Here is a 25,984-nt window from a genome sequence, read left to right on the forward strand (position 1 = left end):
TCACGCGTGCAGCCGCGGTGCAGACCCGCTTTTGCCGCTGCGGTTCAGTGCGCTTGCAGATGCGGTTCAGTCGCGCTTGCAGATGCGGTCGAGGAGGTTGGCGGTGGCCCGCTGGATGCGCGGGTCCACATGGCCGGGGCGGTCCAGCGCCGGGGACCAGGCGAAGGTGCCCGAGGCGAAGACGATCGCCCCGGACGGGGCCCGGTACACGGATGTCTCCTGGTGGCGCTTGACGCCCTCGCTGTCCAGGTACGGGGAGTGGGCGAGCAGGATGCGGCTCTCGTGCTCCGGGAGTGCGGTGCGGGGGAAGTAGCGGTCGGCCTCGCCCGCGACCAGGCCGTCGAGCTCGTCGCCCTCGCCCGCGCCCGTCGCCTCCCAGAGCCAGTGCTCGGCGTTCCGTACGACCAGAGGGTGCGGATCGGGGACCCGGCCCGCGTACTGGATGCCGAGGAGCTGCTGCTCGGGGCGGTCGATCTCGCGCCAGAGGGCGGGCTTGCCGGGGCCGCGCCGCTTGCGGCAGGTGAGCAGGCGGTCCGGGACGCCGGACGGCGACGGGGAGAGGCTGACCTGCCAGTACATGGTGTTGGCGGAGAGGAAGACCAGTGAGGTGCCGCCGTCGCGGGCGCTTTCGACGGTGCGGCGCATCGGCACCGACCAGTACTCGTCGTGGCCGGGGAAGACCAGGCCCCGGTAGCGGGCCGGATCGACGCGGCCGGCGTGCAGATCGCGGGTGTCGGCGTACGCGAGGTCGTAGCCGTACCGCTCGGCCCAGCGGATGAAGTCGTAGGCGTGGCCGACGTGGAGCGGCAGACCGGCGCCCGCGTAGGGGCGGTCGAAGGAGACGGTGACCGCGGCGTCCTCCTCGCCCAGGAGACAGCCCTGCTCGTCCCAGGCGTGGTAGAGGCTGGCACCGGTGCGGCCGTCCTCCGGGTAGAGGTTGTACGCCTGCCAGGTGATGTCCGGCAGGACCAGCAGCAGATCGGCCGGCTGGTCGTCGCGGACCGTGAACGGGATGTGGGAGCGGTATCCGTTCAGCGTGGTGAGCACGGCGACGTACGCGCCGATCGACCAGTAGGTGGGGATCTGGAGCCGCCAGGACTGCCACCAGTGGTGGCAGGAGACCGTGCGGTCGGCGGTGAGCGGCGCGGGCTGGACGATGCCGGCGAGCCGGGGGCTCGTGGTGATCTGGGCGGCGCCGTCGCCGCCGTAGTGACCGATGCGGTAGATGTCGACGGAGAACTGCTGGGGCGGGTCCACGGTGACGTGGAAGTCGATCGCCTCGCCGGGTGCCGCGGCGCCCGTGGAGATGAAGCCCTTGATCTGGCGGTGCACATCGTCGGCCGTGCGCGTGCCGCCGTCCGTGGAACCGCGGGTCAGGGCGGGGTCGGCGTACCAGGGGACGACATGGCCGGTGTCGTCGAAGTAGTTCTCGCTGCCGCGCAGCCAGGGCAGCGGGCCCTGGCCGAAGGGGTCGGAGACGGCATGCGCGAGGGCACCCGACTCCCATCGCCGAATCTGCTCCGTCCCCATACCGTTTCCCTCCCTCAGGTCCCCCGAGACAGCAGTCGATGGTGGATGGCCGATCGTCGATCGCGAATCGTCGATCGTGGATCATCGATCGCCGATCGCCGCTGGTCATGCGTCATCGGTGCGCCAACAGCACTGCGCCGACTGTCAGCGTTGATCCCCAGCACATCACATAACGCATGCGGTCCGTCACCGTTCGTCGCGAATTGATGTGAACGGAACGTGCCATTCCGGGTGTTGGGGCGTTTGTGGTGTGACTGCCGGGGCTGCTGGTTCAGACGAGGCGGACGGGCTTGTCGGTGCGTACGCCGATGGAAGCGAGCCAGGACCGCAGCGGTTCCGCGTCCCCGTCCTCGACCAGGCTCAGGACCGGACTGCCGAGGTCGGCCCGGCGCTCGCCGTCGATCAGCAGCGCGGGACCGTCCAGCCAGTCGAGGCCGGGCGCCGCGCCCGCCGTGTCCACCGCCGCGCAGCAGACCATCGCCGCGACATGGTCGGCGAGCAGCTCCGTGCCCGTACGGGGCGGCTGGAGCGGGAAGAGCGGGAGGGGGTCGGGGCCCCAGGGGGCGTCGGGGCCCCAGGGGCCCAGGACGTCCGCGCCCGCGCCTGCCGGGGCGCCTGACGGGCTCGATGTCTCACCGGACCGGTGCTGCTGGGCCACGGCCTCCTCGCGGGCCACCGCGGCGCTGATCCTCGCGGCGAGCTCCTCACCGCCCCCGGTCCGGCCGGCCAGATGCTCGACGACGCGGGCCAGCGTGGGCATCCCGGCGTCGACGGGGCAGGCGGCGGGGCGGGAGGGAGCATCCGGGTGGACATGCGCTTCGCCGAGGCCGTGGAAACCGCCAGGGGCCCCGTCCGTCGCGGCCGTGGCGGGCCCGGGAGATGCGGGGGACGTGGGGGACGCGGAGGGACCGGGAGATGCGAGGCGCCCAGGAGATGCGGGTGCCGCAGGGGCCATCGAGTCCAGGACGCGGTGCAGGCGGGCGGCCTCGGTGCGCCACTTACGGTCGACGACCTCTTCCGGGTACTGCTGCCAGTCGACCGGCGACCAGTCCGGGCCCGTGCGGGCCGGGCCGCCGTGGAACAGCCGGGCCGCCAGCAGCGATGCCGCCTCGTCGGCCGCGCCCGGCTCCTCCAGGAGGTCGCAGGCGGGGCGCTCACCCAGCCGCGAGGCGAATCCGTCGGCGAGCCGGTCGCGCCGGGACAGCTCGGTGAGGGCGGACACCACGCCCGCGTCCAGCCGGGACGGCCAGCGGCCCATCCGCCAGGCGGGCAGGGCGACCCTGGTGAGCAGCCGGTCCCAGCCCGCGTAGGCGAGGCCGACCTGCTCCTGGGCGACGATCCGCAGACCGTAATCCACACCCTGTGCACGGACCGACGCGGCGGCGGCGACGCCCCGCTCCATCTCGGCGGCATGGCTGCGGCAGCTGCGCAGCAGCAGCCTGGCGATCCGGCCGACGAAGGCGCGGGGCACTCTGCGCAGCCCGGCCAGCGGTCCCTGCACGGGCGCGGCGGCGTCGGCGACCGCGCCGTCGAGCCCGCGTACGAAGCGACGGGCGGCGGCTATGTCGGGATGCGCGGCCGGGCCCGTGCCCGCGACGACCGGGGCGAGCACCGCCCGCAGCTCGGCGACCCGCATCCACCACAGGAACGGCGAGCCGATGACCAGCACCGGAGCCGCCTGGACCCGGCGGCGGGAACGGACCGCGGAATCCGGGCCGGTGCCCGGCGCGGGCCGCGCCGAGGGGTGGGTGCGGTCCTCCAGCCAGCTGTCGCAGTCGGGCGTCAGGGCTATCGCCGAGGGCGCGGGAACCCCGAGCCGGTCGGCGAGGTCCCTGACCAGGCGGTAGAGATCCGGGGCGGCCTTCTCCGGGAGCGGGACGGTCGGACTGACCGCCGGCCTCGCCCGTACGATCGCGACCGCGACCGCCGCGGCGAGCAGCAGCACGACGACCGCGCAGGCCGTCACGGCCCAGCGCGCCGTGTCCCAGCCGCTGCCCACGGCGAGGCCCTGGGCGCCCGCCACGAGCAGCACGACGGCCACCGCCGCCGGCAGGATCGCCACGGCTGCCGCCCTGCCGCGGATGCGCAGCAGAGCATGAGCCCGGGCACGCGCGCTCAGCGCACCCAGCTCCTCACTTGCACCGGTATCGGACACGTCCGGACGTCACCCCCTCTGCCCCCACGGCGGTGTTGCTCACTCCCCCACTGTGGCACCCGTCACCGACATCGCAATGCCAGTGGGCCAAGTGCCGGAATGCTTGCGCCGCACCCTAGTTGGGGCCTCGGCGGGCGTCATCCGGATGGCGCAGCCGTCACTCGATGGAATGGCTTTGGGCAAAGGTGCTGACGCGCCGCTTTCCTTGGGGCAGCGGCGCGTCGGTGCTCGTCAGAGCGTTTCGGGGCGGTGTCCGTGGCAACAGCCGCCCCGGTGGGGAACAACTGCCCCCGGTAGCCCTTCGAGGAGCCCGGCGGCTCTTTGCCCCGCCGGGGGACCCGCACGGCCCTCCCGGGGAAGCCCGATGGCCCCTTGGCCCACCTGGGGAGCCGGACGGGCCTTCGGAGAGGCCCGGCGGCCCTTTGGCCCCTCGGGGAAACCGGACGGCCCTTCGGGAAGGCGCCGGACTCAGCCCTCCCAGAAAGGCGCCGGACTCAGCCCTCCGCGGCCTTCCGAGCGATGTCCGTACGCAGGTGCGAGCCGTCGAGGCGGATGCGGGCCGCCGCCGTGTAGGCACGCTCCCGGGCGCCCGCGAGGTCCTTGCCGGTCGCGGTCACGGACAGCACCCGGCCACCCGCGCTGACGATCGTGTCGCCCTGGCGCCTGGTGCCCGCGTGCAGGACGTACGCGTGCGGGGCATCCTGCGCCGCAACGTCGTCGAGCCCCTCGATCGGGTCGCCGGTACGCGGCGTGCCCGGGTAGTTGTGCGAGGCGATGACCACGGTGACGGCTGCGTCGTCGCGCCACTTGAGCGGGGGCAGCTCGTCGAGCGTGCCGTTGGCGGAGCCGAGCAGGACACCGGCCAGCGGGGTCTTCAGACGGGCCAGGACCACCTGGGTCTCGGGGTCACCGAAACGGGCGTTGAACTCGATCACCCGGACGCCGCGCGAGGTGATCGCGAGGCCCGCGTACAGCAGCCCGGAGAACGGGGTGCCGCGGCGACGGAGTTCGTCGACGGTCGGCTGAAGCACCGACTCCATGACCTCGTCGACCAGCTTGGGGTCGGCCCACGGAAGCGGGGAGTACGCGCCCATGCCGCCGGTGTTCGGGCCCTCGTCGTCGTCCAGGGCGCGCTTGAAGTCCTGCGCGGGCTGGAGCGGCAGCACGGTGGTGCCGTCCGTGATCGCGAAGAGGCTCACCTCGGGGCCGTCGAGGAACTCCTCGATGACCACGCGGTCGCAGGCCAGGGCGTGGGCGCGGGCCGCCTCGACGTCATCGGTGACGACGACGCCCTTGCCGGCGGCGAGACCGTCGTCCTTGACGACGTACGGGGCGCCGAAGGCGTCGAGAGCGGCGTCGATCTCGGCGGGGGTGGTGCAGACGTAGCTACGGGCGGTCGGGACGCCTGCCCCGGCCATCACGTCCTTGGCGAACGCCTTGGAGCCCTCCAGCCGGGCCGCCTCGCCGGAGGGGCCGAAGCAGGGGACGCCCGCGGCGCGCACGGCGTCGGCGACCCCGGCGACGAGCGGCGCCTCCGGGCCGACGACCACCAGCTCGGCGCCCAGGTCGGTGGCGAGGCGCGCGACGGCGTCGCCGTCGAGGGCATCGACCGGGTGCAGTTCGGCCACCTCCGCGATACCGGCGTTGCCGGGAGCGCAGTACAGAGTGGTGACGTCGGGGTCGAGGGACAGAGAGCGGCACAGGGCGTGTTCGCGGGCGCCGCCGCCGATGACGAGGACCTTCACGGGGTGCAGCCTAGCCGCCGGGGCACGGCCCTCTTGACGGACGCCGGTACGTGGACACCCCGGGGAGCGGCGGCGGGGCCTTGAGCGCGCCCCGTCCATTCGTGTCCAGAAGACTTCGTTTCTGTCTATTCGCTTCTATTCGTTGTCTATTCGTTGGTGAACTCCTCGACGACCGTGGCGCCCAGTTCGCGGACGATCAGGTCGTGCCCGGAGAGCGCCGAGTCGACGAGGTCGGGGTCGTCGGCCTCCGGGGTGTCGTCCTCGGGGGCGACCGCGCGCGGGGGCTCGGGCGCGGAGTACTGCTGCTGCGGCGGTGCGGAGTACGACTGCGGCGCGGGGTCGGCGGAGGCGCTGCCCGGCTGCTGGTGCCCCGGCTGTGACTGCTGTGGCTGCTGGTGCTGCGGGGAAGCGGCCGGCCGGGGTTCGTAACCCTGCTGGGGCGCGGGGGCCTGGTACTGCTGCACGGGCGGTGCGGCGGGGCGCCCGCCGCTGGTCTGCGCAGGTGCTCCGGCGCCGCCCGACGGATCGACGACGGCCTCGATCTTCCACTGCGCGTTGAAGCGCTCGGCGAGCGCCTGCCGCAGCACTTCCTCGCTGCCGCTGCTCGCGAAGTTGTCCCGCGCGCCTGCGTTGAGGAAACCGATCTGCAGGGTGGTGCCGTCGAAGCCGGTCACCTGGGCGTTCTGGCTGAGCAGGATCCAGGTGAAGCGGCGGCGGTTCTTCACCGCCTCCAGGATGTCCGGCCACATGTTCCGCACCTGGCCGGCGCCCTGGGCCATGCCGGGGCCCGGCTCGGCGGCGGGCACCGGTGCCGAGGGCGCGGCCTGGGCCGGCGCGGCGGCCGGAGCGGACTGCGGGACGGGCGACTGGCCCGGGGCGGAAGCGGTCGGCCAGCCACCGGGCCGCCGGCCCGACTCCGGCGCGGCGGCAGTGGGCCAGGCTCCGGGCCGCTGGCCGCCCGCGCCGGCCGGGGCCGCCTCGGCCGGCGACTGCGAGGCGACGGGGGCGGCGGGCTGCGGGGCCTGGACCGGTTCGGGGGCGGGCGGTGCCGCCTGGGCCGGTGCGGGCGCGGGTGCGGGGGCCTGTGCGGGGGCCTCGCCCCGTACCGCCGCACGCGCGACGGCGGGCCCGGTGCCCGGCTGTACGGCGGGTGCCGTGGGCACGGGGGCGTGGGCCAGTGCCTCCGGCCCGGGTACGTACCCCATGGCGGGCCCCGGTCCCGTGGTCGCGAAGGAGGCACCCCGCTCCAGCCGGTCGAGCCGGGCCTGCAGGGAGCGCTCGTCGTCGAAGGCCGCGGGCAGCAGCACCCGGGCGCAGATCAGCTCGACCTGGAGACGCGGCGAGGTCGCGCCGCGCATCTCCGTGAGCCCCTCGTTGACCAGGTCGGCGGCGCGGCTCAGCTCGGCGGCGCCGAAAACGGACGCCTGGGCCTGCATCCGCTCGACGACATCGGCGGGGGCGTCGATCAGCCCCTTCTCCCCGGCGTCCGGAACGGCGGCCAGGATCACCAGGTCGCGCAGCCGCTCCAGAAGGTCGGCGACGAACCGGCGCGGGTCGTTGCCGCCCTCGATCACCCGGTCCACGACCTCGAACGCCGCGGCACCGTCGCCCGCCGCGAAGGCGTCCACGACCGAGTCGAGCAGCGAGCCGTCGGTGTAACCGAGCAGCGAGGTCGCCATGGCGTATGTCACACCGTCGTCGCCCGCGCCGGCCAGCAACTGGTCCATCACCGACATCGAGTCACGCACGGACCCGGCCCCGGCCCGCACCACGAGCGGCAGCACACCGTCCTCGACGGAGCTGTTCTCCTTGCCGCAGACCTCGGCGAGGTACTCGCGCAGGGTTCCCGGCGGCACCAGGCGGAACGGGTAGTGGTGCGTACGCGACCGGATGGTGCCGATGACCTTCTCGGGCTCGGTCGTGGCGAAGATGAACTTGAGGTGCTCCGGCGGCTCCTCGACCACCTTCAGCAGGGCGTTGAACCCCGCCGAGGTGACCATGTGCGCCTCGTCGATGATGTAGATCTTGTAACGACTGGAGGCGGGCCCGAAGAACGCCTTCTCCCGCAGATCACGGGCGTCGTCCACGCCACCGTGCGAGGCTGCGTCGATCTCGATGACATCGATGGACCCCGGCCCGTTGCGCGCGAGGTCCCGGCAGGACTGGCACTCCCCGCAGGGCGTGGGCGTCGGCCCCTGCTCGCAGTTCAGACAGCGGGCCAGGATGCGCGCACTGGTCGTCTTGCCACAGCCGCGCGGACCGCTGAACAGGTACGCGTGATTGACCCGGTTGTTCCGCAGGGCCTGCTGGAGCGGGTCAGTGACATGCTCCTGACCGATGACCTCGGCGAACGACTCGGGGCGGTAGCGGCGGTACAGCGCAAGGGACGACACACATACGAGGTTATCCGGGCGCACCGACAACCGGCCCCGGACCGTGCGAAGCACCATCGGGAAGGCCCCGGGAAGCTCCGGGAAACACAAGGGCCCCCCACGCACCCGCCAGAGCCGACCTACCCTTGCTGCCTTCCGGCCCTGGGGGAGTTCAGTCAGATAGCGCCACGTGAGGGGCTGACGCCCACCTTAGCCGATCCCCACCCCCGCCGGTCCACTCCCCCACCTTCCGGAACCGCCCGGGACGACCTCGGACCCACCTCGGAACGAGCCCGAACCGATCTCCGGGGGAACGGGTTCGCGAGCACTCCTCAACGTCTTGTATTGTTTGCCGCGGAGGATTCGCCTAGTGGCCTAGGGCGCACGCTTGGAAAGCGTGTTGGGGGCAACCCCTCACGAGTTCGAATCTCGTATCCTCCGCCATTGCTCTCACCGGGCAATACGTCGAAGGCCCCCGCAGCTTGCTGCGGGGGCCTTCGACGTTGGTGGTCTCAGTTTTGGTCTCAGTTGCATGGGGCGGACAGTCGTGGACTTCCGCGGACGGGCTTCGGCTGCTCCCTGCAGACGGCCAGGACACCAGGATCGTGATCGTCGACCGCATCGAGGCCAAGACCCTCCTGGGCGACCAACATGAGGCTTCACGGCAACGTGCGGGCCGCACCCAGCCCGAGTCGGCCCTTTGAACCGGCCAGCAGAGAGGTCGACCACGGCCTCATTGTCAGACGGCCAAAATAGGATGCCCAACGGAGACTCCGCGGCTTCTAGACCGCTCCCCCCCAGACACGAGCAAGGACACCCCCGACTGATGGCAGTGACCCAGCAGGAGATCGAGAACCGGTTGTGGGACGCCGCCGACGAGCTGCGCGTGGCAATGCCCGAAGCGCAGTACTCCTCGGTCGTCTTCCCGCTGATGTTCTGGAAGTACCTGTCGGACACCTGGGAGCACAACCACCAGGAGTTCCTGGCCCAGTACGAGGGCTTGGACGGTCTCTCCCCCGAGGAAGCCCGCGAGATCGAGTACCGCGACCACCAGTCGTTCGAGATTCCGTTCATCCACGCTGGCACCGTCCAGGAGCGTCGCGCTTCTTGGTCATCCATCCTCGCCACCGTCGCCCAGCACGGCCTCGGGCAGCGGGTTCGAGCTTCCCTCCAGGCCATCGAGTCGGCGAACCCTGACAAGTTCTCCCGCCTGTTCGGATCCATGACCTGGACCTCCGAAACGGTGCTGCCAGGGGAGGTGCTGGCGTCGGTCATGCGGGCGATGGATCGCTCCCCCAAGATGCACGAGGGCAACATGTCCCACGACGTGCTCGGCGGAGCGTACGAGTACCTGCTGAAGCGCTTCTCCGACGGTTCCGGCACGCGCGCTGGCCAGTTCTTCACCCCTCGTGAGGTCGTCGAGCTGATCATCAGGCTGCTGGCCCCCAAGAATTATGAGTCGGTGTACGACCCGACCTGCGGGTCTGGCGGCATGCTCATTGCCGCCGCGAGCCTTCTGAAGGCCCGTGGCGGGCGGGGGTACTCCCTCAGCCTGAACGGGCAGGAGGCGGTAACGGACACTGCAGGTGTGGCCCGCATGAACCTGTTCATGCACAATCTGACCGAGTTCAAGGTCGAGGTCGGCGACACCCTGAGAGACCCGCGCTTCAAGAAGCCGGACGGGTCCGTGAAGCAATTCGACGTGATTGTCGCCAATCCGCCCTACAGCCTGAAGTGGAAGCCCTGGACCAACGACCCGCGCGCCATCGGAGGGGTCTCCCCGCAGTCGTCGGCAGACTGGGCCTTCGTGCAACACATGATCGCCAGCATGGACCCGAAGAAGGGCCGTGCCGGCGTCGTCCTGCCGCACGGCGTCCTCTTCCGAGTTGGCCAGGAAGCAGCTATCCGCCGGCGCGTCCTGGACGACAACCTCTTGGAGGCCGTAATCGGGCTGCCGGCGAACCTCTTTTACAACACGACGATTCCGACCTGCATCCTCGTGTTCCGCGCCCCTGGCACCAAGACCTCGGATCGGCAGGGAGGCGTGCTGTTTATCGACGCCTCCGCACGGTTCACCAAAGCCAAGAATCGCAACCTTCTCACTGACGCAGACATCACCGACGTCGTGACGGCCTACCACTCAGGCTCCGACGGTGACGGAGAGGCTGGCCTTTCGGCGCGCTTTGTCCCCACCATAGAGATCGTGGCGAACGGGTACGACCTCAACATCGGCCGCTACATCAAGCAGGCTGCCGCCGTGCAGGAGGACCTCGGCACCCTCATCGACGCCTACAACATCGCCCGCACCGAGCGCCAGAAGACCGAGCAGCACATGCTCGAGGTCCTCTCTGCCGCCGGGATCGAGGGCTTCGATGAGTGACTGGCAGCAAATCAGCCTCGGCGACCTGGAGACTCCCGCGCGTCGCAAGGTAGCCGTTCCGCCGCAGGGATCGAAGGCTTTGGAGAGTAGCGGCTATCCGCTTCGTCCGCTCGGGGAATTGATGCGCCTCGACATCCAGCGCACACCGATGAAGCCTGGAACTACCTACCGCCTAGCTGGGGTCCTGAATGCAGGGAAGGGAGTTATCGCTAAGGGTGAACTCGACGGTGGAGATACAGAGTACGCGGCGATGAACGTGCTGCGCGCCGACCAAGTCGTAATGCGAAAACTGACTGCGTGGGAAGGACCAATCACTGTAGTACCTGCCGAGTACGACGGATTTGTCGTCAGCAACGAATTCCCGACGTTCACGCTCGGCTCAGAACTGATGCCCGACTGGATGAGGCATGTCTGCGGCTCACCGCGACTGTGGGCAGAGATGAAAAACCGAGTGAGCGGGACAGTCCAACGGCGCAAGCGTCTCAACCCAGAGCAACTGTTGCAGATCCAACTCCCGATCCCCACTCGCGAGGTACAAGCGCGGATCGTCGACGTGCTTGACGCGGTGGATGACCAGGTCACCGCGCTCGATATGGAGGCAGATGCGCTTCGAGACGTTCTTCGCCGCCTTCGCGCCGACTCGATGACCGACAGTTCAGCTGATGAAGTCCGCGCGGACGAAGCATTCAGCATCACGATGGGACGCCAGCGCTCACCGCAACGCGCCACCGGCCCGCATATGACTTCCTACCTACGGTCTGCCAACGTCGGCTACGGAACCCTTGACCTCTCCGACGTACTTGAGATGGACTTCAACCCGAGCGAGCGTGAAACCTTCGGGCTCCGGTACGGGGACGTCCTCGTCTCCGAGGGGAGCGCGAGCGAGACCGCAGTGGGAATGCCAGCCATGTGGCGGGACGAGCTCCCAGCTCCGGTCTGCTTCCAGAACACCCTGCTTCGCTATCGCGCCATCCAAGGCGTCAGCATTCCGGCGTTTGTCAAGCACTGGTGCCTGTGGGCGTACGAGTCCGGGCAATTCCGTGACGTCGCTGGCGGAACCAACATCAAGCACATCGGGTCTAGGCGGGCGGTCCAGATGCTAGTGCGTCTCCCGAACGTCGCCGACCAGGAGCGCATTGCGACAGAACTCGACTCGATGAGCGAGCTCGTCGCGGCAACCCGCACAGAGGCCGCCCGCCTCCGTGAAGCCCGGGCCGGGCTGCTAGCGGGGCTGCTGGACCGCTCCATCGACATCATGTCTGCCGAGTTGGAGGTCTGAGCCGTGGCAAAGGGCATTCGGGAGCGCGAGTTCCAGAACTTGATGATCCAATGGTCCTTGCCGATGGGCTGGAACTTCACAGCTGGCAGGTCGCTGCCGCGTGAGACGACACAGACGGTGCTCGTCAGCCACCTGCGGGATGCCATCGTCCGGCTTAATCCTAAGGTGATCGCTGGGTACGACCCGGACGCGGTGGTGGAGGAGATCGTCGCCACGGTCAACGCCGTCGAAGGCGGGCTGGTGCGAGCCAACGAGCAGGTGCTGCACCTACTTCGGGGTCACAAGGAGTTCCGGGACGCCGACGGTGTGTGGCACGCCTTGAAGGTCATCGATTTCGAGCACCCGACCACCAACACCCTGGTCGTGTCGGACGAGGTGACCATAACCATCCCTGGCAAGACCCCCCGCCGGTTCGATCTCGTGTACTGGGCCAATGGCCTACCCCTCGTTGTCGTAGAGGTGAAGTCACCGACCGCTAAGTCAGGGTGGGCCGAGGCCGCACGCGAGATCAACGACGTGTACGCCACCGAATATCCATGGTTCTTCACCTCCAATGTCTTCGCTGTCGCCTCCGACGGGCTGAAGCTGCGGTTCGGTGCCGCTGGTGCGCCCCTGAACCTGTGGCAACCGTTCCGATCCACTGACGACGACGAGAACCTGTCCGGGCGGGCCGACGTGCAGCGCTCCGTCGAACTGCTGCTCAACCCGGCCACGGTCCTGGACATGCTCGCCAACTTCGCCCTCTTCGACACCTCTGGAGGCGGGGCGGACAAGAAGTACCTGCCCCGCTACCCACAGATGGAGGCCGCCCATCTGATCCACAGGCGGGTCCTGGCCGACGGCAAGAAAGGTCTGGTCTGGCACCACCAAGGCAGCGGGAAGACGCTGCTGATGGTGTTCGCTGCTTCTCTGCTGCTGGCTGACACCCGCACCGAGTCGCCCACGATCATCTTGCTCTCGGACCGAACCCAGCTCGTGCGGCAAACCTCCGGGGTCTTCACCTCCGCGATGGGCGACGCCTACTTCCACCAGCCCTCCACCAGCAAGGCGTTGCGTTCCCTGCTGGCTGACGATGTGCGCGGCGTCATCTCCACGACTGTCCACAAGTTCGCCGACGCCGGCAAGAACCTGTCGACCCGCCGCAGCATCATCGTGCTGGTCGATGAAGCACACCGCACCCAGTCATCCGAGGAAGAGTCCCTGGCGGGGCAGATGCGCGCAGCGTTGCCGCACGCGAAGTTCTTCGGCATGACCGGCACACCCATCAGGAACCTCGCCACCAACACCTTCGCCCTCTTCGGCGAGGAGACCGACCCGAACAGGGTGCTGCACCGATATTCGGTGTCCCGGTCTCTCCAGGACGAGGCGACCGTTCCAGTCATGCTGGACCCGCACCCGGTCACCTTCGAGATGAGCGACCGGGCTCTACAGGCCGAGTTCGACCAGTTCGCCGACGAATTCGACCTCGACGACCCCGACCGTGAAATCTTGTCCCGCAAGTTCGGGCGCCTCACCTCGGTGTTTGCCAACCCGGAACGCATCCACACGGTCTGCCAGGACATCGTGGACCACTACCTGGCCAGCACCTATCGCAACGGCCTCAAGGCGCAGGTCGTCGCCTACAACCGTGAGCTGGCCGTGGCGTACATGGACAAGATCAACGAGCTGCTGGCCGGCTACGAGGCGGCGCAAGTACTAGCCGAGGTCGGCAAGCACGATCGGATCACCGCAGAGGTGAATATCCACGTCTCGGACGCCAAGACCGAAGAAGCGGCCATGCGGCCCTACCGGCTCTCCGAGGTCGACGAGGAAGACCAGAAGCGACGATTCCTCACTCCGGATGACCCGCTGTGCTTCCTGGTCGTGACGGCCAAGCTGATGACTGGGTTCGACGCCCCCAACGAGGGTGTCCTCTACCTGGACAAGCCGATGAAGGCTCACAACCTGTTCCAGACGATCACCCGCCCGAACCGCACTTGGGTGTCCCCGGCCGGATTTGTGAAGACCACTGGCGTGGTCGTGGACTACATCAGCCTGGCCGAAGAGGTCCAGCGTGCCGTCGTCGACCCCACTTCGGAGGGGTCTGCTGGCAAGGGAGGCGGGTTCGTCACCGACCTGACCGATCTGGTCGCCGAGTTCCGCACCACCTTCGCCCGCATCGAGGACCTCCTCGCGGACGTGGACGGCCTCGACCTCACAGCCCACGGATACGAGTCCGTACGCGTCGTCAACAGCTTCCTGGACGCCGATCCTGCCGCCGCCGAGGTCTTCAGCAAGAACTACCGGCTTCTGGCCCGCCTGTACCCACTCATCAACTCGGACAAGCGGGTCGCCAAGTACCAGGACGGGTTCGGGCTCTTCGGGTCTGCGTACACGACCTTGTTCAAGAAGTCTTCCGACGAGGAAAGGAGGGAGCGACTGGGCGAGCTGGGGCCGATGGTCCTGGAAATAATCAACGCCCACGTCCACTCCTTCTCGGTGGCCGCCTCCCAGGAAGAAGCCCTCGTCCTGGATGCCCAGGGCATCACGATCCTCAAGGAGCTGCTGGCCCTCGTCCGTCCCAAGCCCGATAAGGACGACAGCGAGGACAAGAGGCCGCCGTCTGCGGCGGAGATCCTGGACCACATCAAGGCCGCCCTTGAGAAAGGCGTCGAACCGGGGTCCGCGAAGTACACCGCCCTGGCAGAGCGGATCAGACAGCTGCGGGACCGAATCATCCAGAACGCCCAGGACGCCCTGGAGTTCCTGGCGGAAGCACTCCGGGTTGCCAGTGCCATCGTGAACGTTGAGAAGCACCCCGACGAAGCCGTCGTACTGGACGATGACCACGTGGGTGTCCTGTCGCGGATCATCCGCGACCACGCGCCGCCCGGCCTCACCGTCACGGAGCAGAACCTAGCCGAGGAAATCGACCAGGTAGTCAAGCGCACCCTCGCCCAGTCATGGGACAACGCTGAGGCCCGCAACCGCGGCGTCCGCCGTGCCGCCGCCGCGGTCTTCCGCCGGTACATGTTGAAGCCGGTGGGAGAGCCCTACGGCTCCACCGTCGCCTACGTCGAAGCCCACTATCTCGTCGACTGATGTACGCACTGAGGCCCGGCAACCTGTGGGCGGTTGCCGGGCCTCACTCGCGAGTGGGCCCGATGTATACCCCGGCATCACCTGGCCGGCACTCCATTGATTCGCCACGGCGGGCGGCAACCCGGGGCACTACCAGTCGTCAGTGTCCCCGTATTTCCCTGGATGCCGCGCGCGATCCACAGCCTGTGCACACGCTTCGGCGAAGGCCACCCCGACGGCTGTCTTGTCCGTGCCTCGCACCTGGGCCTCGACCTCCTGCCCCGTACCGGGGCGTCGGGCCGTGCGCCAAACCGAGGCGCAGTCGGTGTAGCGATGGGTCTCGAAGTCCCAGGTCGGCACCGACCACTGCTCTGGGACGGCGGTTGTCGCGCGTTCCCCGCCGGGGAGGAACCGAGCTCGGGCATGGAAGACCACGGTCCGCTCTGGTACGCGGTCGCGGATGGCACTCGCGCCGCTGGGGCCCTGGTGTTCCCAGCGCCAGCGGTCCCATTCCTCGACCTTGGCAGAGTGGTCGGGCCAGTCCTCGCTCCAGCGTGCGACGACCTCGTCTGCGTGCTCGCGGTGGAGGAAGGGGACGCGGCGCTCACCGAGGCGGGCGACGTGAACCGTCAGCTCGGCGGGGATAGGGCTCTGGCCGGCCTCCGGCGCAGCACTTCCCTCCTCCGCCTGGCCCGTGCCCCACAGGAGGCCGCCGACCTTGGCGGCTGTGTCCTTGAGGACTCGGCTGGTCAGATGCTGGTAGCGGCGGCGCATCCGGGCGGACTTGCCGGGCTCCCAGCCCATGATGGCGTCGACGACCGCGTCGGAGACGCCGAGGATGAGCAGGACCGTCGCCGCAGTGTGGCGGGCGTCGTGTAGGCGGGCGTCGCGGACGCCAGCGGCTTTCAGGAGCTCCTTCCATTTGTGGTAATCGGTGTTCGGGTTCAGGGGCTCGCCGGTGGGCGAGGTAAAGACGTACCCCTTCTCCGCCCAGAGGTCGCGGGCCACAGTTCGCTCACGGGCCTGGTCCTCCTTGTGTCGGCGCAGGAGCTGGAGGAGCTCTTCGGGGACACCGATGGGGCGCTGGCCGGCGCGGGACTTGGCGTTCTTCGTCTCGCGGCGAGTGTTGATCTTCTGGGGGCAGTAGCCGGGCTTGCGTCCGCAGCGGTCGCCGCAGCCGTGCTTGTAGCGGGGCCGCAGGCGGCCGCGGCGTACGCGGATGACGCCGAGCTCGAAGTCGACGTCGTCCCACTGCATACCGAGGACCTCGCCTTGGCGCAGGCCGAGGGCGAGCGCGATGACCCAGCGGGCGGTGTTGCGGTGCTTGGCGGCCTCGGCGAGCAGGTGCTGGACCTCCTCGACCGTGTACGGCTCGACCTCCTCCTCTTCGACCTTGGGGGCCTTGGCGATGGAGGCCGGGTTCGAGGTGAGGTGTTGGCGACGCACGGCTTCGTTCAGCGCCGTGCGGATTGTGCGGTGAGCCTGGTGGGCGGTGCCGGCGGCGCTGCCGTTGTCCTGCATCTTCTTGTAGAGGCGCTCCAGGTGCTCGGGGTCGAGCTTCTCCAGGCGGTGGGCGCCCAGGCCGGGGACGAGGTGGTGGTAGACCGCCACGCGGTAGCCGTCGATCGTGTTCTCCGAGACGTGCGCGGCGGCGATGTTCTCGACCCAGTGGGTGAGCCACGTCTTCACGGTCCACGACTGGCCGGCCTTGCGCACGGCTCCCTTGTCACGCTGGCGCTCCAGCTCGCGGACGACCTTGGTGACCTCGGCGCGGGTCTTGCGGCTGACGTGGCGGCGGTCCGGGGTGCCGTCGTCCTTGACGCCGACGGTGATACGACCGTGCCAGCGGCCGTCCTTACCGAGGTAGATGGACGAGGCGCCGTTGGGCTGGCGGGACTTCGGTGCGGAGGCGCGCGTCATGCGGCGGCCCCGAAGTCGGTCGCCGACAGGCGGCGGGCGAGGAAGTCGTTCACCGCCTCCGCTGGGATGCGGCGCAAGCTGCCGATCTTGACCGAGGCGATCTCACCTGAGGAGACGTACTCGTACAGCTTGGTGCGGCCGATGCCGATCCGGCGGGCGGCCTCGGCGACGGTGAGGGCTACCAGGGTCGTGTCGCCGACGGATCGGCGCTCGACCATCAGGGTGCGCAGGGCATCTTCGGGGACGTCCAGGAGCTGGGCTATCTGGGAAACGGGCAGGGCGGGCTGCGGCATGGGGTACTCCTCCCGCCGGCTTCGCGGCGTCGCGGGAGCGGCAACTCCCGGCGGCCTGGCCGGTGGCGTCGTTCAGGGATGGATGGGTCGGTGGATGGTCGTCGGCGGCGGAGGTCGCCGCGAGTGATGCTCCTCGGCGTTCGTAGCGCCGTGGGAAGGGGCAGCGGCTGGCTAGTCGCCAGTGGGTGGCTGGCCTTGGTTTCGCAGGTGAGCCCGGGACGGGTGAATGCTCCTCTGCAGGGCCCGCTCTTCGAGCCGGAGGAGTTCGTCAACCTGCCCTCTGTACTCGGGCCCCTTGTCCCCGTAGGCGTCGAGTTCCCTCTGGATCTCGCTCAGGTCCATCTGGTTCCGGTCGATGGCTGCTCGCATGTGGCGGTACTCCAGTGTCATCTGGACGTACTCACGTGCGAGCTGGCGGATGCGGGGCGTGGCCAGTTCGCCTGGCGGTCCGGTCAGGTCCTGCATGGTGAGTTCGAAGACCTTGCAGAAGCCGAGCGCCTCGTCGAGGTTGACCCTGCGACGGGGCTTGCCGCTCTCGATGCGCCAGATCGCGGACTGGTTGATCGGATGGCCGACGGCGGCCATCTCCTCTGCGAGCTTCACCGTGCTCCAACCGCGGACCTCGCGTTCCAGCTTGATGCGTGTGGCGACGTGATCCTCCGGCACCGGACGGCCGGGGCCGGCGCGCTCCGCGCCTTCCTCGCTGCTCACTCGCACCCCCCTTCACGCGACATCGGGTCCACTGGGGCCAGCGTCCACAACTAAACATCGTTGCGGAGTGAAATGCAAGGCGTTGCGTTGCCGAAAATCTCGGCTATGGTCGTGTTCCGCCGTACAGCGGTGGACGAATCCGTGCACGCAAGCGGCCCCGGTGCTACGAACACCGGGGCCGAAGTAGAGGCTCCACCGCACAACCATCCATCCCTGAACGATCGAAACCCGAGGCCGGGGTTGCCGCCCCGTAATGGCCTGCCGGGTGAAGGAGCTCCATGCCCCAGGGTACGACCCTGCCATCCCAGATGCCATCCCGCTTCGGCGAGGGCTCCATGCCGATGGGGCCTCCGTTCAACCTGGACGCCGAGTGCGCGGTCCTCGGCGCCTGTATGCACAAAGCCGACATCATCGACGCGCTCCGGCCCATCCTCGGGGACGACGCCTTCTGCCGGCCCGCACACGAGACCATCTGGCGCGCGCTTCTCGTCCAGCACCGCGAGGACAGGCCGACCGACCCGATCGTCCTCACCGAGCTGCTCCGACAGCAAGGTGACTTGCAACGCGTGGGCGGTCCCGCCTATGTGTCCCAGCTCGCCAACGTGCCTTACGGCACCGGTAGTGCGGAGTACCACGCGGAGATCGTCCGCGAGAAGGCCGACCTGCGCCGCCTGGTGACCTCCGCCCTACGCACCCTCCAGCGGGCCCAGGAGCCCGGCGCGGATCCCGAGGCAATCCGCAGCGAGGCCGAAGCGGACGTACGCGCCGAACGCGAGCGCGCGCTCGCCTCGGGGCAGGGGCGCCTGTCGCGCTTCGCGACAGACGGGTGGTCGTTCGTCAAAGAGAGCGGCGCGGATACCGAGCCGCTGTGGGGCACACGCGAGAAGACCGTCTGGGCCCCCGGCGAGAGTTTGATGATCGTCGACGCTCCGGGCGTCGACAAGACCACCCTGGCCCACCAGGTGATCTTCGCCCGCCTCGGCCTTCAGGAGACCGTCCTGGAGATGCCCGTCGCCCCCAGCAGGCGCGTGCTCTACCTGGCCATGGACCGGCCCAAACAGATCGCGAAGGCCATGGCCCGCCGCGTCTTCCCCACCGACGAGAAGATCCTGCGCGAGCGGCTAGTGGTCTGGGAGGGCCCGCTGCCCGCCACCCTCGACAAGGAGCCCGACCTCCTCGCCGACCTCGCTGCCGCGCACCGGGCCGACACCATCGTGATCGACAGCCTCAAGGACGCGGTCAGCACGATGGTCGACGACAGCCTCGCGGTCGCCTTCCACAACGCCCGCATGCGCGCCCTGCGCAACGGCGTGGAGATCCTGGAGCTGCACCACCAGCGCAAGGCCACCGCCGATGCCCCACGTGGCCAGCGACCCAGCCTGGACCAGGTCTACGGCTCCACCTGGATCACCGCCGGCGCGGGCAGCGTCCTGTTCGTCACCGGTCGGGCAGGCGACCCCGCAGTCACCCTGCACCACCTCAAGACCCCCACCGGAGAAGTCGGCCCGCTGGACGTCACCCACGACCACGTACGCGGCACCACAACCGTCGACCCCACCAAGGACCCCGCCGTCCTGCTGCGCAACGCCCCAGGCGGGCTGACCGCACGCGACCTGGCGACCATCCTCATTGGTGGCGGCGATCCCGAACGAGCCGACATCGAGAAGGCGCGACGTCACCTCAGCCGCCTCGTCGACAGCGGCCTGGCTACCAAGGCCGACGGCATCGCCGGAGGCGTCGGAGGCGGCCAGCAGGCCCGCTACTACGCCTCCGCCCGCCACCTCACCTCCGTCGGCTGACCCTCTCACCAGCCCTCTCGAAGCGTTCACGCGACCGTACACGCGGCTCCCACGCCCGCACTCCCTCGTGAACCGCTCACACAGCGCTCACGCTCAACGCAAAACCGCAGGTAGAGCGATCACGCGAGCGTCCACGCCGTACACGCTCCCAAGCGATCACGCGCGGGGCCCCCTTTAGGAGGGGGCCCCGCGTGTACGCCCCCTCCGTGAACGCCGTGATCGACTTCCCAGCCCTCCCTCGGAGTAGATCCGCACATGCCGCCCGCAATATCCGAAACACTTGCCGCTACCTCGCTCCTGTACGCCGACAGCCTGCTCCTGCCCGCGGCCGTCCTGGCCGTCACCGCCGGCGCTCTGCTCGCGGGACTGAGGGCCCGACGCAGCCGGTACCTCCCCCGCAACGGGAAGCTGCGTCTCTCGGCTGCCGTCGTCACCGCCACCGTGGCGGCGCTCGTGTGCACCGCCTACAGCGCGGACACCAGCTGGCGGTTCGCCGCCCACTACCTCGACATGCGCAACACCGCCGAGCGCGCTGCGATGTTTGCCGCCGCGGAACTCGCTCTGTTCTCGATGGCGCTGATGGCCCGGCAGAACCTGCACGGGCCGAGGCAGGCGGCCGGCCTGCCCGGGGTCCTCGTTTGGGTGATCACCGCTATGCAGACCATCCCCGCCTACGCCGAAGCCGGACCGGTCGGCGGCACCGTACGCGCCTTCACTGGCCCGGTGATGGCAGCCGTTCTGTGGCACCTGGCCATGGGCATCGAGCTCCGCCAGCGCACTCCCGACGCCAATTCCCGCGGACTCGCCGCCGTCCTCACACGGCAGGCCCGCGAGCGGCTGCTCGCCCGTCTGGGGATCGTCGAGCAGGACCAGGGCGCCGCTCAGATCATCAGCGACCGGGCCACCCAGCGGGCAGTCGCCCTGGCCGCCCGCCTTGCCGAGATGACGCCCGGGCAGCGGACCGAACGGGCAGGCCGGCGTACCGTGCGTCGTCTGTCCAAGGCCCTCGCCCGCTCCGGCATCGACGCCGACCCACTCCGCAACGAGCAGCTGCTGTGTCAGCTCGCCACCCGCCGTCAAGCAGCCGCCCTGGCCACCATCGACCTGCCCGAGCGATGGGCCACGCTCGTCGGGCAGCCGGTCGACCTGCCCGCAGCACGGCCCGGTTCCTATCGGGCAGAAGCCGACGCACCGGCGGACTGCGGCGGGCGGGCAGAAGACCACGCCCGCCCGCACCCATCAGACCTGGTCGATGGGAAACCCTGCCCGGATTTCCGCCCGAGTCCCATTGCCCGCTCCGGCCCGATGGCCCGCCTGCGAGAAGCGGTTCCGCCTCCCACGGGCAGTGCCTCACACAGCCCATCGGCCAAGCACCACCCGCCGAAGGTGAAACGGTCCGGCCGCAAGTCCAGCGCCTCCGACGAAGTCATCCTCGACTTCACCCGCCGCATGTACGAGGAGACCGGCCGCGTCGGACGCGACCGAGTAGAGGACGCCGTGCGCGACGCTGGCTACAGCGTCTCCAGCAACGACGCAGGACGAGTCGTCCGCGAGTTCAAGTCCCAGCTCGGGGCCACACGCGCGGATTCCTGATTCCGAGACCGCAACGACGGCCTGAGACGGAGATACCAGTGCACGTTCCCCACTACGAACCCGCCGCATCCCAGCAGCAGCCGACCACCACCCCAGCAACAGGCGGAGCAAGTTGTCCCGGGAGCAATGCTCCCGGAGTTCCCGCCCCAGGGGTGGCGGGACCGGTCCTGCGCCAGGGGGCACCGGACCAGTCGGCTGCGGCCGAGGGCGGGCCGCAGCCTGAAGAGGGACGGCAGGCCGAATCCCTTTCGCGGCGGCGTCAGCGCGCCCGCCAGCCGAAGCCCCACAAGCGCCTGCACCAGCCCAGTTGCCGCATGAACGACGCCGAATACAAGCGCTTCACCGACGCAGCAGCTACATGCCAGATGACCAACGCCGCCTTCCTCGCCTACGCCGTCGACAAGGCCGCCCGCGACCTGACCCGCACCGCCGCCGAGATCGCCACCGAACGGGAAGTCCTCAACGAGGTGTTCGCCGCGCGCCGGCACCTGGGCCGCATCCACGGCCTGTTCAACCAGGTCGCCAAGACCCTCAACTCCGGCGCCGACGCGCCCCACCTCGACACCACCGCCCAGGCCGTCCTGAGCGCGGCCCGCCGGATGGAGGACGCCGCCGATGCCCTGCTCACCCATCGCGACGGCGGTGCCCCGGCGTGATCCCCCGCATCCACAAGCGCGGCAGCGAGACGATCGGCCTGATCCGCTACCTGTACGGTCCTGGCACCCACGAAGAGCACACCGACCCGCACCTGGTGGCGGCTTTCGACCCGCTCACTCCCGACCCCGGCCGCGACCCGCAGGCCACCTACGGGCAGCTTCAGCGGCTGCTCGACCAGCCCGTCAACGCCCTGCTCGCCGACCGACGCCCCAAGAAGCACGTGTGGCACCTGTCCGTACGTGCCAGCCCCGAAGACCCGATGCTGTCCGACGACGACTGGGCAGCCATCGCCCGCCGCATGGTCGTCGCCACCGGCATCGCCCCCGACGATGCCGCCTGCCGGTGGGCGGCCGTCCGGCACGCCGACGACCACATCCACATCATCGCCACCCTGGTCCGCGACGACGGCCGACGGCCCCGCCTGCACAACGAAGCTCGCCACGCCCAGACCGAGGCCCGCCTCATCGAAGCGGACTACGGCCTGCGCCGGATCAAACCCGGGGACGGCACTGCCGCAAAGCGCCCTACCAGCGCCGAGCGCCACAAGGCCGAACGCCGCGGCCAGCAGCGCACCCCGCGCGAGGAGCTGCGGGAGGCGGTCCGTCGCTCGGTGGCCGGTGCGGCGGGCGAGGAGGAGTTCTTTGACCGCCTCGGCGCGACCGGCCTGCTCGTCCGACGCCGTATCGCGCCGTCGGGCGACACTCTCGGCTACACCGTCGCCCTCCCCGGCGACCGTAACGGCAAGGGCGAGCCGGTCTTCCACTCCGGCTCCAAGCTCGCCCCGGACCTCTCCCTGCCCCGTATCCGCGAACGCTGGACCCAGAACCCGGACGCCCCCACCCAGCAGCCTGCCTTGCCGTCGGTGATCGGGCCCGCGTCCGCACGTCGGCGCACCACCAGCGCCGCCTGGCGGGCGTTGCTCGTCATCGACCACGGTGACGACGGCGTCATCGCCGCGCAGATCGCCGCCACCGGCGAAGTCCTCGACGCCCTCGCCCAGACCTCCGCCGCCCATACCCGCCACGAACTCCAGGCAGCAGCCACGGCGTTCGAACGCGCCTCCCGTTCCCACATCCGCGCCGTACGCGGCCACGACCACGCTCTGCGCCGAGCCGCCCGCGACCTCGTCCATAGCGGCCCGGCCCTCGGCCGAGGTGAAGACGGCGCCACCACCGCGATGGTCATCGACATGCTGGTCTTCCTGATCACCGCCACCGCGCACTGGCACGCCAGGAAACAGCACGCCCAGCAGGCCGAAGCCGCCCACCGAGCCGCCGCACACCTTCGCGCCGCCTACCCGGCCGCCGCCGGCCACCCCATGGCCCTGCTCCACCAGCAGGGCAGCCGCCTGGCCCCCTCCTGGCAACGCCACCACGCCACCGCCGTACGCCACGCCCTGCCCGAACTGGCCGACCGCATCCTCGCCGAACCCGGCTGGCCCGCTCTCGCAGCCACCCTCCACGAAGCCCGAATCACCGGCCACAACCCCACCACCCTGCTCACCCAGGCAGCTGCCCTACGAGAACTGGACACGGCGGAACGCGTGAGCGACGTGCTCGTGTGGCGGCTGCGGCGGATGGCCGACCTCCCCGCTGATCCCCAGAAATCCCAGGACCGGCGCGCAAGCGGCGCCCGCGCCGTCTCCGCGCCAGGACGCCCCGCACACATCGGAACCAGGCCCGCGAACGGTTCCCCACGACAGCGCTGAACCGTAAAGACCGAGCAGTACCGCTTGTCGCTGCTTCGCCATCATGGGCGGATGACGCGCAGCGATGCCGATCTGAACGCCCTCCTTCGCCGCCGTACCGCACTGACGTGGTCAGCCCTTGGCAGGCAGCTCCCGAGCCGCGTAGTAAGCGTGTAGTGCGGCCTCGCTTCCGGAGCCCAGGGCGGTCATGATCCGTTGGAAGCGGGCGGAGCGGAGGTCGCCGGCCACGATGACGCGGGAATGCTGGTCGGTGGGCGGGCAGTATCCGTCCGCACCACGGTTCAGGTCGCCGGGTGGGGCGGTGGGCGCGTTTCCGATGCTGAGGTAGGCGGCGTCCGCCGCGGCCGTCCGCCGGACACCGTCCTGGCCCACCGCTTCCGCTGACACCTGGGCGCCTTCTCCACAGCGCAGCGTCAGGTACTCAACGGGGAGGAGGGTGACGCGAGGGTCTTCTCGGATCTCCTCGATCTTGTACGCGTCGGCGGCCGGGTACGCCACGAGCAGGCGAGTGTCGGTGGTCGGGTTGGCGCGCAGGAAGGTGCCGATCGGGCGGTCGCCGCCGAGGACGAGGAGGGTGCGGCCTTCGGCGTCATCCGCCTCGGCCTGCCAGAGCGGGGCCAGGTTCAGGCCGTCGGGGGCGGTGATCCAGGCGACTTCGCGGGGCTGGAGGGGGCCGACGCCGGTGGCGACGATGGCGTACGGGGCGGTGAGACGGGTGCTGCCGTCGATCACGGCGGTCACCTGGTCGCCGTCGGCGCGGAGTGCGGTGACGTGTCTGCCGAGTTCGAGGCGACACAGCTCCGTGCTCTTCAGTTCCGCGACGATGGAGTCGGCGAGCTCAGTGCCGCTGGTGTAGCCGCCGAGCACGTTGTTCAGGGCAGGGATCCGGTAGAGGTTGCGGCACAGCCGGTCCGGTTCGATCAGGATCGAGCGCATACCGACGCTGGCGGCCATGCGGGCGGCGGCGCAGCCGGCCGGGCCGCCGCCGATGATGATCAGGTCGGTGTCGTACAGCGTTTCGGCCATGGGGCTATTCCAGCACCGGGGCCCCGGCGTACGCAGTGAGTTGGCCGATCACGTGGTCGGTGGTGACGAGTTGGCCGGTTCCGATCAGACGGCGAGCGACGAGGAGGCCGGCGTCGTGGACGTCGAGTCCGGCGTCGCTGGCGCAGGCATCGGTGACGATCCAGGGCGCGTAGCCGTGCTCGAAGGCGTCGGCGGCGGACTTCAGGACGCAGCTTTCGGTGGCGATTCCGCAGAAGACGAGGTCGGTCCAGCCGGACCGGCGGATCAGTTCGACGGCTTCCGGGGTGAGGAGCGTGTACCCGGTCTTGTCGACGACCGCGTGTGCGTGGGCGGCAGCCTCGGCGAGCTCGGGGACTATGTCGGTCTCGGGCGCCTTCTGGAGCCGGTGCCACTGGAAGAAGCGCTCGTAGGGGCTGTCCGGATAGTTGAAGTACCGGGTGAAGATCACGGGTCGGCCGGCGGCGGACCACTGGGCGACCAGGTCGGAGACCGCAAGCACGGCGTGGCGACTGTGGTGGTTCACGAAGCCGTTCTGCATGTCGATCACGACCAGCGCGGCGCTGCTGATGTCCATCCGGTATCTCTCCTGCCCAGGGTTCTCAGCCGACGCTCTCGCGCAGAGCGTCTTGTGCGGCGCGCAGCCGTTCGGCCAGTCCGCTGGTCTTCATGATGGCCTCCCGCATGAGGACGTGTTGTGCGGTCTCCTGGGCGCGGGCGGTGGTGAGCCGGGAGGTAGCGGCGCGCAGGAAGCGCCAGCCGTACTGCTCGGGCATGGAGGGGTCCTGGCCGTTCTCGATCATCTGCTGGACCTGGTGGGTGAAGCACCACAGGGCCTGGACGGTCAGCTCGCAGGCGACCAGTTCGTCGATGGTGAGGCCGCGCTCGCGGGAGTGGGAGGCGTAGGCGACGCCGGACCAGCCGGCGTAGCCGGTGGAGACTCCCCGTACGCCGAAGGACACGATGTCCGGGTGGTCGAAGCCGGTGGCGAGGAGCGATGCCTCGACCGTGCCGTCCAGGGGCGCGGGCCCGCCCGGGGCGCCGCGGTCGACCAGGACCGAGGGCGTGGACAGCAGGCGCAGGGCGGTGTCGTAGGCGTCTCCGGTCCAGGGTGCGGAGGCAAGCCAGTACAGGGAAAGGACGTACTCGGGGTTGGGGACGCGGTCGTGGTCCTCCTCCAGGAGGTCGCGGAGCTTGTTCCGCGCCCAGGGCAAGTCGGAGGCGTACGAACGGTAGCGCCAGACAGCGAGGTCGGTGAGCGCGGAAGGCTCGTGCGGTTGGACGAGGTGGAAGACGGCGGCTCCGCACGCGAAGACGTGCAGAACGCAGTCCTGCGCTTCGGGGTGGTCCACGCGGGCCGAGGAGGACTCCAGCCACTGGTCGCCCGCGCTCGGCGTCATATGCGCGCGGAGCCGGCCAGCGCGCTCGACGCCGATGAAGACCGGCAGGAACTTGTGGGAGTCGACTCCGATCCGGCCTGTGACGGGTGGAGCGGCGTCGTTCGCTCCGAATGCTGCGGCGAACCGCGCCTTCGCGTCGTCCGGCGCGCGGCCGAGCGCGGTGTCGAGGACGGCTTGGGATTCGCCACGGGGCTGGTAACTCGCCCCGCCACCTTCCCAGTTCGACACAGTTCGGTCGCTCACGCCCAGGTAGGCGGCGAAGTCCCGCAGGCTCATGCGCAGGGCGTCGCGTAACAGCCGGGCTTCCCGGCCGGACCATCGCTGCACCGTGACCACCGTCGTACCCCCTGTCCGTCACC

Annotated in this window: 17 protein-coding genes, 1 tRNA gene and 1 other RNA gene; 8 read left to right on the forward strand and 11 right to left on the reverse strand. The window is 69.7% G+C overall.

All coding sequences use genetic code 11. From position 1 onward, the window contains the following. Positions 1–66: 66 nt before the first annotated feature. From ACGF8B_RS00295 to ffs, 5 genes are all read right to left on the reverse strand, one after another. Positions 67–1,530: a N,N-dimethylformamidase beta subunit family domain-containing protein gene (locus ACGF8B_RS00295; protein WP_392733381.1), complete on the reverse strand. Its 1,464-nt coding sequence runs from the start codon at positions 1,528–1,530 to the stop codon at positions 67–69. Positions 1,531–1,801: 271 nt separating this feature from the next. Beyond that, a complete protein-coding gene (locus tag ACGF8B_RS00300; RefSeq protein ID WP_392733383.1) occupies positions 1,802–3,685 on the reverse strand; it encodes a hypothetical protein in 1,884 nt (627 codons plus the stop codon). A gap of 494 nt (positions 3,686–4,179) precedes the next feature. After that, positions 4,180–5,430, reverse strand: coding sequence for a phosphoribosylamine--glycine ligase (gene purD, locus ACGF8B_RS00305; protein ID WP_392733385.1), 1,251 nt, complete (start codon positions 5,428–5,430; stop codon positions 4,180–4,182). Positions 5,431–5,576: 146 nt separating this feature from the next. Then, positions 5,577–7,823, reverse strand: a complete 2,247-nt coding sequence (locus ACGF8B_RS00310; RefSeq protein WP_392733387.1) for a DNA polymerase III subunit gamma and tau — start codon at positions 7,821–7,823, stop codon at positions 5,577–5,579. An 85-nt stretch (positions 7,824–7,908) separates the two neighbouring features. Continuing rightward, positions 7,909–8,005: signal recognition particle sRNA small type (gene ffs, locus ACGF8B_RS00315), an RNA gene on the reverse strand. A 153-nt stretch (positions 8,006–8,158) separates the two neighbouring features. Here ffs and ACGF8B_RS00320 point away from each other — a divergent pair. The 4 genes from ACGF8B_RS00320 (at position 8,159) to ACGF8B_RS00335 (ending at position 14,542) form a co-directional block, all read left to right on the forward strand. Continuing rightward, positions 8,159–8,246: transfer RNA gene (locus tag ACGF8B_RS00320), tRNA-Ser, on the forward strand. A gap of 382 nt (positions 8,247–8,628) precedes the next feature. Then, positions 8,629–10,182 carry an N-6 DNA methylase gene (locus tag ACGF8B_RS00325; protein WP_392733389.1) on the forward strand — a complete coding sequence of 518 codons (1,554 nt, stop codon included), beginning with the start codon at positions 8,629–8,631 and terminating at the stop codon, positions 10,180–10,182. Beyond that, positions 10,175–11,461, forward strand: coding sequence for a restriction endonuclease subunit S (locus ACGF8B_RS00330; protein ID WP_392733391.1), 1,287 nt, complete (start codon positions 10,175–10,177; stop codon positions 11,459–11,461). Before ACGF8B_RS00325 ends, ACGF8B_RS00330 begins: the two co-directional genes overlap by 8 nt. Positions 11,462–11,464: 3 nt before the next feature. Next, positions 11,465–14,542: a type I restriction endonuclease subunit R gene (locus ACGF8B_RS00335; protein WP_392733393.1), complete on the forward strand. Its 3,078-nt coding sequence runs from the start codon at positions 11,465–11,467 to the stop codon at positions 14,540–14,542. A 129-nt stretch (positions 14,543–14,671) separates the two neighbouring features. On the opposite strand, the gene ACGF8B_RS00340 is transcribed toward ACGF8B_RS00335, so the two are convergent. The 3 genes from ACGF8B_RS00340 to ACGF8B_RS00350 form a co-directional block, all read right to left on the reverse strand. Further along, the gene (locus ACGF8B_RS00340; RefSeq protein ID WP_392733395.1) at positions 14,672–16,441 is read right to left on the reverse strand and encodes a tyrosine-type recombinase/integrase; all 1,770 of its coding nucleotides are present in this window, start codon (positions 16,439–16,441) and stop codon (positions 14,672–14,674) included. Further along, positions 16,438–16,734, reverse strand: coding sequence for a helix-turn-helix domain-containing protein (locus tag ACGF8B_RS00345; RefSeq protein ID WP_392733397.1), 297 nt, complete (start codon positions 16,732–16,734; stop codon positions 16,438–16,440). Before ACGF8B_RS00345 ends, ACGF8B_RS00340 begins: the two co-directional genes overlap by 4 nt. A gap of 171 nt (positions 16,735–16,905) precedes the next feature. Beyond that, entirely contained in the window at positions 16,906–17,445 is a 540-nt protein-coding gene (locus ACGF8B_RS00350) for a helix-turn-helix transcriptional regulator (RefSeq protein WP_392733399.1), read from the reverse strand. Positions 17,446–17,723: 278 nt separating this feature from the next. On the opposite strand from ACGF8B_RS00350, the gene ACGF8B_RS00355 reads away from it, so the two are divergent. The 4 genes from ACGF8B_RS00355 (at position 17,724) to ACGF8B_RS00370 (ending at position 23,202) form a co-directional block, all read left to right on the forward strand. Continuing rightward, complete coding sequence (locus tag ACGF8B_RS00355; RefSeq protein ID WP_392733400.1) at positions 17,724–19,244, forward strand: DnaB-like helicase N-terminal domain-containing protein; 1,521 nt, start codon at positions 17,724–17,726, stop codon at positions 19,242–19,244. A gap of 255 nt (positions 19,245–19,499) precedes the next feature. Next, positions 19,500–20,837: a hypothetical protein gene (locus ACGF8B_RS00360; RefSeq protein WP_392733402.1), complete on the forward strand. Its 1,338-nt coding sequence runs from the start codon at positions 19,500–19,502 to the stop codon at positions 20,835–20,837. A gap of 314 nt (positions 20,838–21,151) precedes the next feature. Then, positions 21,152–21,493, forward strand: coding sequence for a plasmid mobilization relaxosome protein MobC (locus tag ACGF8B_RS00365; RefSeq protein WP_392733403.1), 342 nt, complete (start codon positions 21,152–21,154; stop codon positions 21,491–21,493). Continuing rightward, complete coding sequence (locus tag ACGF8B_RS00370) at positions 21,490–23,202, forward strand: mobilization protein (protein WP_392733404.1); 1,713 nt, start codon at positions 21,490–21,492, stop codon at positions 23,200–23,202. Before ACGF8B_RS00365 ends, ACGF8B_RS00370 begins: the two co-directional genes overlap by 4 nt. Positions 23,203–23,313: 111 nt before the next feature. On the opposite strand, the gene ACGF8B_RS00375 is transcribed toward ACGF8B_RS00370, so the two are convergent. The 3 genes from ACGF8B_RS00375 to ACGF8B_RS00385 are packed head-to-tail and all read right to left on the reverse strand — an operon-like array spanning position 23,314 to position 25,901. Next, the gene (locus ACGF8B_RS00375) at positions 23,314–24,228 is read right to left on the reverse strand and encodes an FAD-dependent oxidoreductase (RefSeq protein WP_392733406.1); all 915 of its coding nucleotides are present in this window, start codon (positions 24,226–24,228) and stop codon (positions 23,314–23,316) included. Positions 24,229–24,232: 4 nt separating this feature from the next. Further along, positions 24,233–24,802, reverse strand: coding sequence for a cysteine hydrolase (locus tag ACGF8B_RS00380; protein ID WP_361488536.1), 570 nt, complete (start codon positions 24,800–24,802; stop codon positions 24,233–24,235). A gap of 25 nt (positions 24,803–24,827) precedes the next feature. Beyond that, positions 24,828–25,901, reverse strand: coding sequence for a helix-turn-helix domain-containing protein (locus ACGF8B_RS00385; RefSeq protein WP_392734414.1), 1,074 nt, complete (start codon positions 25,899–25,901; stop codon positions 24,828–24,830). Between the last annotated feature and the right edge of the window lie 83 nt (positions 25,902–25,984).

The sequence above is a fragment of the Streptomyces sp. NPDC047917 genome, assembly GCF_043204345.1.
Classification (GTDB): Bacteria; Actinomycetota; Actinomycetes; order Streptomycetales; family Streptomycetaceae; genus Streptomyces; species Streptomyces sanglieri.

Coding starts and splice junctions, on each gene's coding strand:
- ACGF8B_RS00385 (WP_392734414.1), bottom strand. CDS start 25,901: ATGAGCCTGCGGGACTTCGCCGCCTACCTGGGCGTGAGCGACCGAACT.
- ACGF8B_RS00325 (WP_392733389.1), top strand. CDS start 8,629: ATGGCAGTGACCCAGCAGGAGATCGAGAACCGGTTGTGGGACGCCGCC.
- ACGF8B_RS00295 (WP_392733381.1), bottom strand. CDS start 1,530: ATGGGGACGGAGCAGATTCGGCGATGGGAGTCGGGTGCCCTCGCGCAT.
- ACGF8B_RS00330 (WP_392733391.1), top strand. CDS start 10,175: ATGAGTGACTGGCAGCAAATCAGCCTCGGCGACCTGGAGACTCCCGCG.
- ACGF8B_RS00345 (WP_392733397.1), bottom strand. CDS start 16,734: ATGCCGCAGCCCGCCCTGCCCGTTTCCCAGATAGCCCAGCTCCTGGAC.
- ACGF8B_RS00355 (WP_392733400.1), top strand. CDS start 17,724: ATGCCCCAGGGTACGACCCTGCCATCCCAGATGCCATCCCGCTTCGGC.
- ACGF8B_RS00340 (WP_392733395.1), bottom strand. CDS start 16,441: ATGACGCGCGCCTCCGCACCGAAGTCCCGCCAGCCCAACGGCGCCTCG.
- ACGF8B_RS00360 (WP_392733402.1), top strand. CDS start 19,500: ATGCCGCCCGCAATATCCGAAACACTTGCCGCTACCTCGCTCCTGTAC.
- ACGF8B_RS00375 (WP_392733406.1), bottom strand. CDS start 24,228: ATGGCCGAAACGCTGTACGACACCGACCTGATCATCATCGGCGGCGGC.
- ACGF8B_RS00380 (WP_361488536.1), bottom strand. CDS start 24,802: ATGGACATCAGCAGCGCCGCGCTGGTCGTGATCGACATGCAGAACGGC.
- ACGF8B_RS00365 (WP_392733403.1), top strand. CDS start 21,152: ATGAACGACGCCGAATACAAGCGCTTCACCGACGCAGCAGCTACATGC.